Here is a 13,395-nt window from a genome sequence, read left to right as displayed (position 1 = left end):
AACGCGCAAGACGAAGAACACGCTTTTTTGGTACGCCCGTCCATACCCCGTGCTCAGGGCTTTTTCCTGGCCGAATTCTGCGCCCAACCAGCGCACCCACAGACCCCACGTAGTCTGTAGATCGTGTCGATTGCAAAAACAGTGGGGAAGCTCGCAGGATCCTCCGCCTTGGCAGGAGTGCTCCTCGCCGGCGTGATGTTTCCGCTCGCCGGAGGGTTCGGTTACGCCTCCAACAGGGCGGCTGACACCGTCGACAACGTGTCCGCCGAACTGGTCGAAGGAACGGTTCCCGCGGTCTCGACGATGGTCGACTCGGCGGGCAATCCCATCGCGTGGCTGTACGACCAGCGGCGCTTCGAAGTGCCCAGCGAGAAGATCTCCAACGAGATGAAGCTCGCCATCGTCTCCGTCGAGGACCGCCGGTTCCCCGAGCACAAGGGCGTCGACTGGCAGGGCACGATGCGCGCTTTCCTGACCAACACCACGAGCGGTGAGGTGCAGCAGGGCGCGTCCACCCTCGACCAGCAGTATGTGAAGAACTACCAGCTGCTCGTCGTGGCCAAGACCGACGCCGAACGCCGCGCCGCGATCGAGACGACGCCCGCCCGCAAGATCCGCGAGATCCGGATGGCGCTGACGCTCGACAAGGAACTCACCAAGGACGAGATCCTCACTCGCTATCTCAACCTGGTTCCGTTCGGCAACGCCTCGTTCGGCATCCAGGACGCCGCACAGACCTACTTCGGCATCGACGCCTCCGAACTGAACACTCAGCAGTCCGCGATGCTCGCGGGCATGGTGCAGTCGAGTTCGGCGCTGAACCCGTACACGAACCCCGAGGGCGTCCTCGAACGACGCAACGTGGTTCTCGACACGATGATCTCGAACATTCCCGAGCGTGCCGCCGAACTCCGGCAGCTCAAGGACACACCCCTCGGCGTGCTGCCCGAACCCAACCGGCTGCCCCGCGGGTGCATCGCCGCCGGCGACCGCGGCTTCTTCTGCGACTACGCCCTGCAGTATCTGGCCAACGCCGGCATCAGCCGCGAGCAGATCGACAAGGGCGGCTACCTGATCAAGACCACGCTCGACCCCGCGGTCCAGGCGTCGACCAAGGCGGCGCTCAACGCGAACGCCAGCCCGGAACTCGACGGCATCGCGAACGTCATGAACGTGGTCCAGCCCGGCCAGGATTCGCACCGGATCCTCGCGATGGGCAGTAGCCGCACCTACGGCCTCGACGCGAACGCCAACGAGACCGTGCAGGCGCAGCCGTACTCACTGGCCGGTCACGGCGCCGGGTCGATCTTCAAGATCTTCACGACTGCCGCCGCCATGGAGAAGGGCCTCGGCACGAACGCCATCCTGGACGTGCCCGGGCGGTTCGAGGCCAGGGGCATGGGTAGCGGTGGTGCTCGAGGCTGCCCCGCGGCCACGTACTGCGTCGAGAACGCAGGCAAGTACCCCGCGGCACTGTCGGTGACGGACGCGCTGGCACAGTCGCCCAACACCGCGTTCGTCAAGCTGATCCAGGCGACCGGAGTCGCCCCCACCGTCGACATGGCGGTGCGGTTGGGTCTTCGCTCGTACACCCAGCCCGGCACCTCGGGATTCGACGACCGCAGCATGGCCGACTTCCAGAAGGATCAGAACCTGGGGTCGTTCACCCTCGGGCCCACATGGATCAATCCCCTGGAACTGTCGAATGTCGCGGCGACGCTCGCCTCGCACGGCAAGTGGTGCCCGCCCACCCCCATCGACTCGGTCTTCGACCGTGAAGGCAAGCCTGTCTCGGTCACCCAGCAGGCCTGCGAGCAGGTGGTCGAACCCGGTCTCGCCGACACCCTCACCAACGCCATGAGCAAGGACGACAAGCCCGGCGGCACGTCCGCCGGGGCGGCGGGCAGCGTCGGCTGGACGCTGCCGATGGCAGGCAAGACGGGTACCACCGAATCCCACATGTCCTCGGGCTTCCTCGGATTCACCAACAACTTCGCCGCCGCCGTCTACGTGTTCGGCGACTCGCCGACGCCGGGTGAGATCTGCTCGGCCCCGCTGCGGCCGTGTGGCGACGGCAACCTGTTCGGTGGAAACGAACCGGCGCGGACCTGGTACGCGGCGATGAACCCCATCGCCAACAACTTCGGGCCGACGACGCTGCCTCCGGTCGACCAGAAGTACGCGCGGGGATCGCAGAACGGTCAGGTTCCGGACGTCACCGGGCTGAGCCAGTCGGCCGCCACGTCCCGTCTGCAGGGAGCGGGGTTCACCGTGAACGCAGTCACCACCGCGTCGCAGGCGGCCAAGGGGACGGTCACGAGCGCATCGCCGTCCGGTTCGGCCATTCCGGGGTCGACCATCACGATCTACGTCAGCGACGGATCGGTGAAGGCCGCTCCCCCGCAGGCGCCGGCTCAGGGGATCCCCGTTCCGCCCATCCAGCTGCCCGGCCTGCCGCCGATCCAGCTGCCGCCCATACCCCGGTGACCGCAGGTGAGTGGGAAAGTGTGTCGACGCACGCTTTCCCACTCACCTCGGGGAGTCAGAGGCGGGACTTCACCGCGTGCGAGAGCCGCGAACCGTCCGCCTTGCCGCCCGCGAGTGCGCCGGCGGCCTTCATGACCTGACCCATCTGACGCATGCCGGGACGCTCACCGATTTCCTCGGCCACCTGAGCGATCGCGGTGTCCACGACGTCGACCAGTTCCGCGTCGGTCAGCGGCGTCGGGAGGTACTCGTCGATGATCTGCGCCTCGGCCCGCTCCTGCGCCGCCAGCTCACCTCGACCGTTCTCGGTGTAGATCTCGGCGGACTCGCCGCGCTTCTTCGACTCCTTCGCGAGGACCTTCAGCACCTCGTCGTCGGTGAGTTCGCGGGCTTCCTTGCCGGAGACCTCTTCGGTCTGCACGGCGGCCATCAGCATGCGGATGGTGGCGGTGCGCAGCGAATCCTTGGCCTTCATGGCGGCCGTCATGTCGGAGCGCAGTCTTGCTTTCAGTGAATCTGGCATGGGCGAAACGCTACGCGCCCCGATTCGTCCACTGCATCTCGATTGCGCTCATCAGTATCCTGGAAGAGTGTCTGACGAGTTCCGTGCCAACCTGACCCGCGCCGCCCTGGGTACAGCGGGTGCCGCCGCCCTCGGCATCGGCTACGCCTCGCTCATCGAGCGCAATGCGTTCGCGCTGCGTGAGGTCACGATGCCGGTACTCGAACCCGGGTCGTCGACGCTCCGCGTGCTGCACATCAGCGACCTGCACATGATGCCCGGACAGCGGCTGAAACAGAACTGGCTGCGGGAACTGGACAACCTCGACCCCGACCTCGTCGTGAACACCGGCGACAACCTGTCGCACCAGCGCGCCGTGCCCGCAGTGGTCCAGGCGCTCGGAAATCTGCTCGCCCGCCCCGGACTGTTCGTCTTCGGCAGCAACGACTACTTCGCGCCCAAGCCGAAGAACCCGCTCAAGTACTTCCGCAAGGACCACAAGCGTGTCCTCGGCGAGCCGCTGCCGTGGGGCGACCTGCGGGCCGCGTTCACCGAGCGCGGCTGGTTCGACGTCACGCACGTCCGCCGCGACCTCGAGGTGTCGGGTGTCCGGATCGCGTCGGCCGGTGTCGACGATCCGCACCTCAAGCGCGATCGGTACGACACGATCGCCGGTCCGCCCAATCCGCTGGCCGATCTCCGACTGGGCATCACCCACTCGCCCGAGCCCCGGGTGCTCGACCGGTTCGCGGACGACGGCTACGACCTCGTCCTGGCGGGCCACACGCACGGCGGTCAGTTGTGCCTGCCGTTCTACGGCGCGCTGGTCACCAACTGCGACATCGACCGTTCGCGGGTGAAGGGTCCGTCCAAGTGGGGTGCGCACACCCGGCTGCACGTGTCCGCGGGGATCGGGACGTCCCCGTGGGCGCCCGCCCGCTTCTGCTGCCGCCCCGAGGCGACGCTCCTGACGTTGGTTCCGGCTCAGCGCGGCGGCGCGGACGCCGACGCCGCGCGGGGTCGCACCGAGTCGTCGGAGAGCACCGTTATACGCAACTGACCAGGGGATTTAATGGTCACCGGCTGGGTAATGTAAGCTAGCCGAGGTTCAACACGGGGTGTGGCGCAGCTTGGTAGCGCGCTTCGTTCGGGACGAAGAGGTCGTGGGTTCAAATCCCGCCACCCCGACAGTGTGAGACACCGAGAAGAGGCCCTGACCGGTTCGCCGGTCAGGGCCTCTTCTGCATGGCGGAGGCGTTGTCCGATTGCCCGGGACCCCGCGAGCACCCGCCCAAAACCTCAGGCTAGCCTCACCTCATGTCTTCGAGGCTCTACGTACGCGCCGGGCTGGTTGCCCTGGCCACCGTCTTTCTCGCCGCCTGCGGCACCACCGACACCGGGTCGTCCGCCGGCAACGCCGACGTCGCCACCGGCGGCCGTCTGTTCGCCACGGCGGACGCCGAGACCGCCAAGCTCGGCACCGACGCCGAACCGGGCGCCTTCCCCCGGACCATCACCCACGCGCTCGGCGAGACCGTCATCGAGAAGAAGCCCGAACGGGTGATCGTCCTCGACGGCGGTGAGCTGGACGACGTGCTCTCCCTGGGCATCACGCCCGTCGGACTGGCCAGCCCCGAGAGCGCCGCCGGCCAGCCGTCCTACCTCGCCGACAAGCTGGCCGGGGTGCCGGACGTCGGGACCACCAACAACCTGAATCTCGAGGCGATCTCCGCGCTGCAGCCCGATCTGATCCTGGGCAGCAAGCTGCGCGCCGACAAGCTGTACCCGCAGCTGTCGTCCATCGCACCGACCGTGTTCGGCATCCGCCCCGGTTTCCCGTGGAAGGAGAACTTCCTGCTGGTCGCCGACGCCCTCGGTGAGGAGACCAAGGCGGAGGAGGTACTCAACGCCTATCAGACCCGCGCCGACGAGGTCCAGGAGACCATCACGGGCGAGCCGACGATCTCGCTGGTCCGGTTCATGTCCGGCAAGATCCGCCTGTACGGCAACCTGTCGTTCATCGGTGTCATCCTGAAAGACGTCGGACTTCCGCGTCCGACGGTGCAGAACGTCGACGAACTCGCCGTCGAGGTGAGCCAGGAGACGATCGGTGAGGCGAACGCCGACCGGATCTTCTACTCCAGCTACGGCGCGCCCGAGTCCACCGACGAGTCGACCGTGGTCGGCGGCCCGCTGTGGAATCAGATGCAGGCGGTGAAGGACGGCAAGGCCGTCCACGTGAGCGACGAGACCTGGTTCCTCGCGCTGGGACCCACCGGGGCGATGCTCGTCCTCGACGACCTCGAGAACATGCTCGCGACCGCCTGAGTCACTGTGGGGCAGGCATGAATGCGTCGTAGATTGCCTGCGGCGCACCGTCGATGGCCCAGATGACCATGAGTCCGACGGCCACCGTCAGGGCGGGCCCGAGCACGACCTTCTCGAAGGGCCCGCCCGCCCGGATGGACAGGAACGACGGGAGCCGGAATTCCCACCACCGTTCCTTGCCGAGTGTGAGGAACGGGGCGAGGAAGGGGACGCCTTCCTTGGTGATGGCGTCGCCGAGGCAGTGGGTGGCGCAGCCGAGGGCCACCGCAACTCCGAGTCCGGTGGAACCGGCCTCGGTGGGATACGACTGCCAGGTGAGCGCGGACAGCACCGCGGCGACCGCCGAAACCGCCAGCCAGCCTTTTTCTTTGGCCAGCTCCCCGGCCAGCCCGCGGAGCGCGAGCCCGAGGCAGACGAACAGCGTCGCGATGATGGCCGGCTTGCCGAACTGGACGACCAGCGCGGACACCCCGGCCCCGATACCGGCGGCGAACAGGGCCGTGTGGGTGAGCGTGCGGTGCCCGCCACGCCGCTTGCCGTCGCGTTTGCCCTTGGTGACGGTGTAGAAAGCCAGCGACACCGCATCGACGCCCTTCGCGACGACGCTGCTGACCGGACCGAACGAGCGCGCGACCGTGGACTGGCTCGTGTCCAGGTCCGGGAGAAGCGCCGCTCCGGCGCACACCGCCGCGAACGTGAAGGTCTCGGCGGTCGACGTGGGCCCACCCCAGTCGAGCGGCAGCAGATCCGCCACCGCCAGACCGACAGCCGCACCGGACATTGCATGGGTGGGACCCATCACCATGGAAGACAGCACCTTTCGACCCCGACTCGGGACACGGTCATCCGAGCCGGTGTCCTGACACCGCCCAACCTAGCAACAACATCCGACACACCTGTCACACGGCCGTGAGTACTTGTTAACCGCGGGCGGTTGACAAGTACTCACGGGCGCGAAGCGCAGTGGCGTCCGTCCCCGCTGAAGGTGGATGATGGAGATGTGTGCAGTCGGGCGGAGGAGGGTCGTCGTGGAAACTGTGATCGTGTTCGTTCTCGCCGTGCTGATCTATTGGTGGGGCCTGCTCTGAGCCTGCCTCACCACCGACATCAGTTCTGGCTCTGCCCTTCCCGGACACCGATTTCCACTCGCTTGCCCAGGTCGGGGTCGACGCTCTTCCAGTAGTCGAAGACCCGCAGCAGAACCGGTTCGCTGACGCCGCCGAGCGCGTGGCCGACGATGTTGTCCACCAGGCGGTCGCGTTCCTCGTCGCTCAGGACCTCACGGACGAGCGTGCCCGCCTGCGTGAAATCGCCGTCCTCGGCGTGCTCGATGTAGCCGGCTCGCACGGACTCGCCGTCGAACGCCCACTGTCCCTCGTCGCCCGCGAGCGACGCGTCTGCGTGCGGGCCGCCGTAGGAGTTCGGCGCGTACACGGGGGTCTCGGGCGAATTGGTGGCGTACCGCATCGCACCGTCCTGCGAGTACGAGTTGACCTGGTTCTTCGGCGCGTTGACCGGCAGCTGCGCGTAGTTGGCGCCGATGCGGTACCGGTGCGCGTCCGCGTAGGAGAAGACCCGCCCCAGCAGCATCTTGTCGGGCGAGAAGCCGGTTCCCGGAACGACATTCGACGGCTCGAACGAGGCCTGCTCGATCTGCGCGAAGAAGTTGTCGGGGTTCCGGTTGAGGGTCCACTTGCCGACCTCGATCAGCGGGTAGTCCTTCTGCGACCACACCTTGGTGAGGTCGAACGGGTTGAACCGGTAGCCCTCGGCCTCGTCGACGGGCATGACCTGAACCTTCAGCGTCCAGCTGGGGAACTCGCCGCGGGCGATCGTGTCGTACAGGTCGGCGCGGTGATGATCGGGGTCGTTGCCTGCGAGGGTGTCGGCCTCGTCCTGCGTGAGGAACTCGATGCCCTGATCGGTCTTGAAGTGGTACTTGACCCAGAACCGTTCGCCTTCGGCGTTGACCCACTGGTACGTGTGCGAGCCGAAACCGTCCATGTGACGCCACGTCTTCGGGATTCCGCGGTCACCCATCAGCCAGGTCACCTGGTGCGCGGACTCGGGCCGCAGCGTCCAGAAGTCCCACTGCATGTTGTGGTCGCGCAGACCGGATCCCGGCAGTCGCTTCTGCGAGTGGATGAAGTCGGGGAACTTGATCGGGTCCTTGATGAAGAAGACGGGCGTGTTGTTGCCGACGAGGTCGTAGTTGCCGTCCTCGGTGTAGAACTTCACGGCGAATCCGCGCGGGTCACGCCAGGTGTCGGGGCTGCCCTGCTCGCCGGCGACGGTGGAGAAGCGGACCAGTGACTCGGTCCTGACGCCGGGCTGGAACAGCGTGGCCTTCGTGTAGCGGCTCACGTCGTGGGTGACGACCAGTTCGCCGAACGCACCGCCACCCTTGGCGTGGACGACGCGCTCCGGGACACGCTCCCGGTTGAACTGGGCGAGCTTCTCGATCAGGTAGTGGTCGTGCAGCAGGATAGGGCCCTGCGTGCCCGCCGTGAGGGATTCGTTGTCGCTGGCGACGGGAATTCCGAAGTTGTTGGTGGTGGCGCGCTGTGTTTCAGGCATGGCAAAGCCTCCAGGTTGCATCGGGTGAGGGTGGAGCGGTGGGGACGGACGGGGTCAGGACAGGGCTGCTGCCGACCCGGTTCCGCTCTGCGCGCCGGTCCGGCACTGCGAGCAGAGCCCCCAGAAGACGACCTCGGCCTCGTCGATCTCGAAACCGTGGGCCTCCGACGGGTCGAGGCACGGAGCCTCACCGACGGCGCAGTCCACGTCCACGACGGTCCCGCAGCTGCGGCACACGAGGTGGTGGTGGTTGTCTCCGGTACGGGTTTCGAACCTCGCGGGCGATCCCGCGGGCTCGATACGTCTGAGCAGGCCGGCGGCGGTGCACGCCTTGAGGACGTCGTATACCGCCTGGGTGGAGACCGATCCCAGCTCTTCACGAACTACGGCCGCAATGTCGTCGACGTCGGAATGCGGCCGCACGGCAACCGCATTCAACACTGCAACACGTGGTGCAGTGACACGCAGGCCCACCTCGCGCAGCTGCGCTTTGGGATCCGTGTCGTGTCGCATGTGTTCAAGTATCGCGCCTTTTTGGAATTAGTCAAGAAAAGGATGTGTCGCCCTCGCCAACCCCGCGCGACGGCGCCTGCCGGAAATCCCGGTGGACGGCCCCCTCACCGCCGGGGACCTCGCCGGCCGGTTCGACCTCAGCCGGCCCGCCGTGGCAGAGCACCTGCAGGTCCTGCGCCGGGCCGGGCTCGTCCGCGACGAACCGTCCGGGCGGCAACGGCACTACCACCTGACCGCCGAGAACTGGACGCTTGTCTGGCGCCTCGTTCCCGAGGTGCGGGCACCGGCCTGTTCCTCGACCATTCCGGCTTCGACCTCGACCACAAGCGCAGCCGCGACGCGGATGGGTCCGGGTTGGCGCGACACCGTGCTGCCACGTCTCACCGGCGTGGTCGCGGGCATCGGACAGCGACCGGCCTGAGCGGGTCAGCGGTGCTGCGCGGGTCCGGTGGTCATCCGGCCGTCCGTGATCACGATGCCGTGGTGGGTGCCGGGCGTCAGCCAGTCACCGAGGGTGGGACCTTCGGCCGTCACGTCCACGCGGGCATATCGGAAACGGCCCCGAAGTCGCGCGGACGCCGTGACGAGGCCGTGGTCGCCGGGTTGAGCGAAACCCAGCGCGCCGGCGATCGGTAGCCGCGGTCCGCGCGGACGAGTGCTCGTGACGACGCGCCACGTGTCGGACGAGGCTTCGAAGTCGCCGTGCACGTCGCCGCCGAACTCGGCAGGCACCTTCGGCAGGCTCCAGTGCACGCGGCCGCCGTGCACGGAGGGTTCCGAATCCACGGCAATGAACGGGACCGCCATGCGCGGCAGGAGGCCGATGCGACGTCCGGGCGCGCGGAGCACCGGACTGGCGAGGATTTCCCGGTAGGGGCCGACCGGCGAGTCGAGGTAGTCGACCATCATCGCGAGGGTCAACGGCACGGTGGCACCGTCGGGTCCGAGCGCGCGAGCGGCCGTGGTGCTGCGGTGCCACCACAGTGTCGCGCGCACCCCCGCCGGCCACGGGGGTGGCGAGCTCTCGGGCCAGTCGGTGCGCCGGGTGGTCGATTCAGGCACGCTCCACATGGACTGTTTCCCTTCGGGTGGTGACCGTCAGCGGGAGCCGCAGCGCACCCGGCGCGTCGGCGGGTACCACCGGATTCCGGGGCGGCGACGGTTCGATACGTACGTATGGCTTGCCCGGCTCGGGCCGGGTGTCGGCCTCACCCTTGTTGGGCCACAGCGCGAATGCACGCTCGGCCTGGGCGGTGATGGTGAGTGACGGGTTGACGCCGAGGTTCGCGCTCACCACGGAACCGTCGGCCACGTGCAGACCGTCGTGGCCGTACGCCCGGAGGTAGGGGTCTACGACGCCGGTGTCCGGCGAGTCCCCGATGGTGCAACCCCCGAGGAAATGCGCGGTCATCGGAATGTTCACGACGTCGGCGAACGAACCGCCGGGGTCTCCGCCGATCCGTTCGGCCACCTTGCGGATGGCCGTGTGACCCTGCGGGATCCACTCCGGTGGCGGATCTCCGGGTCCGGGACGGCTGGTGACCGCGCGACCGAGGCGGCCCCGCCCCTTGGCCAGTTCGAGCGAATTGTCGTCGGTCTGCATCACGAGCGCGATCACGGTGCGTTCCGACCAGTGCCGCACCGACAGGCTCCGCACGAACGCCCCGGGGCGGCGCAACGCGACGCCGACCGTCTTCAGCAACCGCGGCGTCCTGCCGCCGCCGTCGCTGAGGACGGTCTGCAACAGTCCGATCGCGTTGCTGCCCTTGCCGTACCGCACGGGCTCGATGTGGGTGTGATCGTCCGGGTGGAACGAGGACGTGATGGCCACGCCCTTCGTGAAGTCGGTGGCGCGGTTCTTCGCCGTGGCCGCGAGGACCGCCTCCGAATTGGTGCGCACCACCGACCCCAGCCTCGGCGACAACCACGGCAGCGCACCGGATTCCTTCATCGCCAGCAACAGCCGGGCGGTGCCGTACGTGCCTGCGGCGACCACCACGTGGTCGGCGGTGAACGAGTGCTCCCGCTTGCGGATGCCGTCGGTGCGGCGGGTCCGCAGCTCGTAGCCCCCGCCCGATCGCGGGCGCAACTCCTTCACCGTCGTCAGCGGATGGACCCGGGCGCCCGCCTTCTCGGCGAGGTGGAGGTAATTCTTGACGAGCGTGTTCTTCGCGCCCACACGGCAACCCGTCATGCAACCGCCGCACTCGGTGCACCCCGTGCGCTCGGGCCCTACTCCGCCGAAGAACGGATCGGCCACCCGTGACCCCGGTTCGCCGAAGAAGACGCCCACCGGTGTGGACGTGAACGTCTCACCGGCGCCCATCTCCTCGGCCACCTCACGCATGACGGCGTCGGCGGGGGTGAACGACGGATTGGTCGTCACGCCCAGCATCCGTTTCGCCTGTTCGTAATACGGGGCCAGCTCCGACTGCCAGTCGGTGATGTGCGCCCACTGCTTGTCCTCGAAGAAGCGGCGCGGCGGCTGGTAGAGGGTGTTCGCGTAGTTCAGCGACCCACCCCCGACCCCCGCCCCGGCCATGACCAGGACGTCAGGGAGGAGGTGGATCCGTTGCACGCCGTAGCAGCCCAGCCACGGCGCCCACAGGTAACGCCGCAGCCGCCAGCTCGTCTCGGGCAGCTCGTCGTCGGCGAAGCGCCTGCCCGCTTCGAGAACGCCGACCCGGTACCCTTTCTCGGTCAGCCTGAGCGCCGCGACGCTGCCACCGAAACCGGAGCCGACCACGATCACGTCGTAATGCGTCACGCGACGGTCTCCTTCGCGGCCCTGCGTCGTGAGACGTAGTTCTCCTGATCGAAACGCTGCAACTGGGAGCGGAACTTCCAGGTGAAGGTCGGCCACTGCACCGAGTTCCGACCCTCGGAGTCGTAGTACCAGCTCGAGCAGCCGCCCTTGTTCCACACGGTGGTCTGCAGTTCGGACTGGATGCGGGTGTTGTACCGGCGCTGCGCCTCCTCGGTGACCTCGATTGCGGTGATCTCGCTGTGGTGCATCACGTTCAAGGCGTCGGCGATGTACGCGGACTGCGATTCGAGCATGTAGACGACGGAGCTGTGCCCGAGGTTGGTGTTGGGACCGTACATCAGGAACAGATTGGGGAAACCGGCGACAGTGGTCCCCTTGTACGCACTCGGGCTCCCGTCCCAGTGCTCGGCGAGGGTACGGCCGTTCGCACCGCGCAATGCGTGCGCCACAGGCGGTTCCGTCGGCGTGAAGCCCGTCGCGAAGATGATGGTGTCGACCTTGTGCTCGTTACCCAGCGCGTCGACGACGCCGTCCGGTGTGACCCCCGCGAGTCCCGCGTCGACGAGGGTGACGTCGGGACGGTCGAGGGTCCGCAACCAGTCGTTCGACAGCAGCATCCGCTTGCAGCCGATCGTGAAGTTCGGTGTGAGCTTCCGGCGCAGTTCCGGATCCCGCACCTGCCGGCGCAGATGCGCCTTGGCCACCATCTCGAACACCGGCAGCAGCCCGGTAGCGTGGGCGAGCACTCCACCCAGCGCTTCGCGGAAGCCGTACACGGTCCCGCGGACGGCCTTCTGCACCAATGGCAGTCGACGGTAGAGGCCCTTCTCGGAGCCGGACAGCTCGCGGTCGAGGCGCGGGATCACCCAGGCGGGAGTGCGCTGGAACACGGTGAGATGCTCGGACACGGGGGCGATCTCCGGCACGAACTGCACGGCGGACGCACCCGTACCGATGACCGCCACGCGCTCACCGGTGAGGTCGTGGTCGTGGTTCCACGTGGCCGAGTGGAACGTGGTGCCGCCGAACGTCTCCAACCCGGGCATGTCCGGGACGCTGGGAGTCGACAGCGCACCGGTCGCGGCCACCACGACGTCCGCCGTCACCGTTCCGCGACTGGTCCGGACGGTCCACACGGCCTCGTCGTCGTCCCAGTGCGCTTCCTGCAGTTCACAATCGGTCACCACCCGGGACCGGACCCCGGTTTCGGCCGCGACCTTCTTCAGATAACGGTGGATCTCGGGTTGGCGGGCGAACGTGTGACTCCAGTCGGCGCTCGGCGCGAACGAGTACGAATACAGCGACGTCGGGACGTCGCACGCACATCCCGGGTAGGTGTTGTCTCGCCACGTGCCGCCGACGTCGTCGCCGCGCTCGATGATCAGGACGTCGGCCTGCGGCTGGGTCTGCAGGATGCGCGCCGCCAGTCCCATGCCCGCGAAACCTGCCCCCACGATGAGGGTGTGTACGTGCTGCGGAAGATTCACGACTTCTCCACCTTCGATTCCCACACGGGCAACAGCCGCGCGCGTAGTGACTGCTCGGCCTCGGGGGTGCGGAACAGTGCCGACACCGCCAGACCGCGAACCAATTCGATACTGAGCTCGATGGTGTCGGCGTCGAACCGATCGCCGAACACCTCCGCCGACCCGCGGCGCAGAGCGTCGTTGACCTTCCGCTCGAGCGGAACCGTCGCCTCGTACAGCGCCGGGTCGGTGCGGGCGGCCACCCACAACTCGAGGGCGGCATAGAACAGCGGGCCGGAGAAGGCGTCGGCGAGCACGTCGACGCCGCGGCCGGCGTCCACGTCGGCGGCGAGGATCTCCTCCATCCGCTTGTCCACGAGATGTTCCACGGCGGCCACCACCAGCGATTCCTTGGTCGGGAAATGGTGCAGCTGCGCGCCGCGCGACACCCCCGCCCGCCGGGCGATGCCCTGCGTGGTGGTGCGGGCATACCCGAGCTCGACCAGGGAGTCGACGGCCGCGTCGAGCAGCTTCGTGCGCATCGCCGCGGTCCGCTCGGCCTGCGTGCGGGTCGGTTTGACCACTTCTGTGTCAGGTGTCACACCCAGCACTGTAGGCGGAAAATAGAAAACAGTCCAGACTGCTTTTAAGTTTGCGCTGCGTGCCTGTGAGTACTTATTAACGTCCGGGGGGCTGTTTCGAAAGCCCGGGACGGAGCGCCCGCGTGGCACCATTCCCTGACCTTGGGTTTCCTG

Annotated in this window: 11 protein-coding genes, 1 tRNA gene and 1 pseudogene; 5 read left to right on the top strand and 8 right to left on the bottom strand. The window is 67.6% G+C overall.

Annotation, left to right across the window (positions count from 1 at the left end; all coding sequences use genetic code 11):
• The first annotated feature begins 141 nt into the window (after nt 1-141).
• Nucleotides 142-2,487 carry a penicillin-binding protein gene (locus PSR88_RS21930; RefSeq protein WP_029539710.1) on the top strand — a complete coding sequence of 782 codons (2,346 nt, stop codon included), beginning with the start codon at nt 142-144 and terminating at the stop codon, nt 2,485-2,487.
• Nucleotides 2,488-2,542: 55 nt separating this feature from the next.
• Here the strand turns inward: PSR88_RS21930 and PSR88_RS21925 are convergent, their stop codons facing one another.
• A complete protein-coding gene (locus tag PSR88_RS21925; RefSeq protein WP_005248498.1) occupies nt 2,543-3,010 on the bottom strand; it encodes a GatB/YqeY domain-containing protein in 468 nt (155 codons plus the stop codon).
• A 67-nt stretch (nt 3,011-3,077) separates the two neighbouring features.
• Here PSR88_RS21925 and PSR88_RS21920 point away from each other — a divergent pair, with 67 nt between their 5' ends.
• The 3 genes from PSR88_RS21920 (at nt 3,078) to PSR88_RS21910 (ending at nt 5,317) form a co-directional block, all read left to right on the top strand.
• Complete coding sequence (locus PSR88_RS21920; RefSeq protein WP_016884522.1) at nt 3,078-4,049, top strand: metallophosphoesterase; 972 nt, start codon at nt 3,078-3,080, stop codon at nt 4,047-4,049.
• 54 nt (nt 4,050-4,103) lie between these two features.
• Nucleotides 4,104-4,177 (top strand) — tRNA-Pro (locus PSR88_RS21915).
• A 129-nt stretch (nt 4,178-4,306) separates the two neighbouring features.
• Nucleotides 4,307-5,317, top strand: coding sequence for an ABC transporter substrate-binding protein (locus PSR88_RS21910; protein WP_016884521.1), 1,011 nt, complete (start codon nt 4,307-4,309; stop codon nt 5,315-5,317).
• Between the two features lies 1 nt (nt 5,318).
• Here the strand turns inward: PSR88_RS21910 and PSR88_RS21905 are convergent, their stop codons facing one another.
• The 3 genes from PSR88_RS21905 to PSR88_RS21895 form a co-directional block, all read right to left on the bottom strand.
• On the bottom strand, nt 5,319-6,122 hold the full coding sequence (locus tag PSR88_RS21905) for a metal-dependent hydrolase (RefSeq protein WP_016884520.1): 804 nt from the start codon (nt 6,120-6,122) through the stop codon (nt 5,319-5,321).
• 302 nt (nt 6,123-6,424) lie between these two features.
• Nucleotides 6,425-7,894, bottom strand: coding sequence for a catalase (locus tag PSR88_RS21900; RefSeq protein WP_016884518.1), 1,470 nt, complete (start codon nt 7,892-7,894; stop codon nt 6,425-6,427).
• A 54-nt stretch (nt 7,895-7,948) separates the two neighbouring features.
• Entirely contained in the window at nt 7,949-8,407 is a 459-nt protein-coding gene (locus PSR88_RS21895) for a Fur family transcriptional regulator (protein WP_011596752.1), read from the bottom strand.
• Nucleotides 8,408-8,453: 46 nt separating this feature from the next.
• Between PSR88_RS21895 and PSR88_RS21890 the strand changes: the two are divergent.
• Nucleotides 8,454-8,828, top strand: a pseudogene (locus PSR88_RS21890) (ArsR/SmtB family transcription factor); the annotation flags it as partial.
• A gap of 5 nt (nt 8,829-8,833) precedes the next feature.
• On the opposite strand, the gene PSR88_RS21885 reads toward PSR88_RS21890, so the two are convergent.
• The 4 genes from PSR88_RS21885 to PSR88_RS21870 are packed head-to-tail and all read right to left on the bottom strand — an operon-like array spanning nt 8,834 to nt 13,251.
• Nucleotides 8,834-9,478 (bottom strand): hypothetical protein, encoded by a 645-nt coding sequence (locus tag PSR88_RS21885; protein ID WP_016884517.1) that lies wholly within the window; start codon nt 9,476-9,478, stop codon nt 8,834-8,836.
• The gene (locus PSR88_RS21880; RefSeq protein WP_016884516.1) at nt 9,462-11,174 is read right to left on the bottom strand and encodes an FAD-dependent oxidoreductase; all 1,713 of its coding nucleotides are present in this window, start codon (nt 11,172-11,174) and stop codon (nt 9,462-9,464) included. The genes PSR88_RS21885 and PSR88_RS21880 overlap by 17 nt, the downstream gene beginning before the upstream one ends.
• Entirely contained in the window at nt 11,171-12,661 is a 1,491-nt protein-coding gene (locus tag PSR88_RS21875) for a flavin-containing monooxygenase (protein WP_016884515.1), read from the bottom strand. The genes PSR88_RS21880 and PSR88_RS21875 overlap by 4 nt, the downstream gene beginning before the upstream one ends.
• Complete coding sequence (locus tag PSR88_RS21870; RefSeq protein WP_009477359.1) at nt 12,658-13,251, bottom strand: TetR/AcrR family transcriptional regulator; 594 nt, start codon at nt 13,249-13,251, stop codon at nt 12,658-12,660. Before PSR88_RS21870 ends, PSR88_RS21875 begins: the two co-directional genes overlap by 4 nt.
• Nucleotides 13,252-13,395 lie beyond the last annotated feature (144 nt).

The sequence above is a fragment of the Rhodococcus sp. DK176 genome, assembly GCF_038447315.2.
Taxonomy (GTDB): Bacteria; Actinomycetota; Actinomycetes; order Mycobacteriales; family Mycobacteriaceae; genus Rhodococcus_F; species Rhodococcus_F jostii_A.
This window is presented reverse-complemented; position numbering and strand designations above follow the sequence as displayed.

Excerpts from the sequence above, each read along its gene's own strand:
- PSR88_RS21925 (WP_005248498.1), bottom strand. The coding sequence starts at position 3,010 with ATGCCAGATTCACTGAAAGCAAGACTGCGCTCCGACATGACGGCCGCC.
- PSR88_RS21905 (WP_016884520.1), bottom strand. The coding sequence starts at position 6,122 with ATGGTGATGGGTCCCACCCATGCAATGTCCGGTGCGGCTGTCGGTCTG.
- PSR88_RS21900 (WP_016884518.1), bottom strand. The coding sequence starts at position 7,894 with ATGCCTGAAACACAGCGCGCCACCACCAACAACTTCGGAATTCCCGTC.
- PSR88_RS21910 (WP_016884521.1), top strand. The coding sequence starts at position 4,307 with ATGTCTTCGAGGCTCTACGTACGCGCCGGGCTGGTTGCCCTGGCCACC.
- PSR88_RS21895 (WP_011596752.1), bottom strand. The coding sequence starts at position 8,407 with ATGCGACACGACACGGATCCCAAAGCGCAGCTGCGCGAGGTGGGCCTG.
- PSR88_RS21885 (WP_016884517.1), bottom strand. The coding sequence starts at position 9,478 with ATGTGGAGCGTGCCTGAATCGACCACCCGGCGCACCGACTGGCCCGAG.